The 1,194-nt window shown below is 37.7% G+C and carries 2 protein-coding genes; both read right to left on the reverse strand.

Annotated elements, in window-relative coordinates:
* Positions 1–96 precede the first annotated feature (96 nt).
* Positions 97–432: a transposase gene (locus QUB08_RS31990; RefSeq protein WP_333230324.1), complete on the reverse strand. Its 336-nt coding sequence runs from the start codon at positions 430–432 to the stop codon at positions 97–99.
* Between the two features lie 21 nt (positions 433–453).
* Positions 454–801, reverse strand: a complete 348-nt coding sequence (locus tag QUB08_RS32315; RefSeq protein WP_445300989.1) for a transposase family protein — start codon at positions 799–801, stop codon at positions 454–456.
* Positions 802–1,194: the final 393 nt, after the last annotated feature.

Below are 1,194 nucleotides of genomic sequence, written 5' to 3' on the forward strand. Positions count from 1 at the left end.
TAGTATCTTATCCTGTTTCTAGCAAGGCAAGAGTAAAAATAAGTTAAGAGTTGGGATTCAATCCAGTAAAGCAAAATCTTCCATTATATCATAAAATTATTTTGCAAGAGGTCTAATAACTAGGGCGTTTGGGAATACTTTTTTGATAACTTTAGGGAATCCTCCCCACATATCAACACTCACTTCCTCAACTTGTTCACGAACCTCAATTGGTTGTTCCATAAGGACTTCAATGATTTCTTCACCGCGATGAGAATCAATCATCTCAATTAAATTACCTTCGCCCAAGTCACTCACAACAGTCACAAAATTTCCTTGACTTTTTCGCATACTTATCTCATCCAGACAAATTCGTTTAACCCGTTGCCAATTAGGTTTTTTTTTGATGGTGTTTACCTGCTCAAATATTCTTTTTATTTCGTCATAACTCAGTCCTTATTCTCGGACAATTTGCTACCTGCTCGATTGTTTGACACGCTCATAAATATCTTGTTCATATCGTTGAGTATGCCGTCTTTTAACGTCCAAAAAATCTAGTTTTTCTGTGGGATACCGTTGACAACTAGGACAGTAAAACTGCCGTCGTGGGATTTTTAGATATACAGGACGACCAAAAACCGACAAATCTCTTACTAAAATTGGTCGATTTTGATGCAGTTTTTCGGTAGGATTGTTACAATGATGACAAACAATTCCTTCTGATAAAATGCTCAGTCCCAAGAAAATTTTCCCCTCAACTTGAGTACAAGTTTCAACCCTGACTCCAGGCAAGGCTAATAGATAGTCTAGATGGAAGCTCATAACGGTAAATGTATTAGTAGGTACATTTTACACCATAAACTCAGGAGAGCCAAAAGGAACCGGGCAGCGATGAGTGAGGAGTACATGATGCTTATTCTCAAATCCTTGTGTCAAGCCTTATTGAGATGCTCTTACCCTGGATTACTACCGAGAATTATTAGCTTACAAAAACTCTCCATCTGGGTTAGAGAAGCTCAGGCTCAAATCAAATTTTTTGGAAATTTTTGGCAGTCTAACTGGTTATGAACAATTAGATGAACGAAAAAAATTAACTTTGAGTAAAATATCTGAGTTGCTTTTACAGCACTTCCGGGTGTTATAGCAATCCGATCTGAGTCTCACAACACAACGCCCTCTTGTCTTCCTAGACTTCTTGTATAGCAAGACTTTCAG

Origin of the sequence: Microcoleus sp. BR0-C5, from assembly GCF_036705045.1 — a bacterium.
Classification (GTDB): Bacteria; Cyanobacteriota; Cyanobacteriia; order Cyanobacteriales; family Microcoleaceae; genus Microcoleus.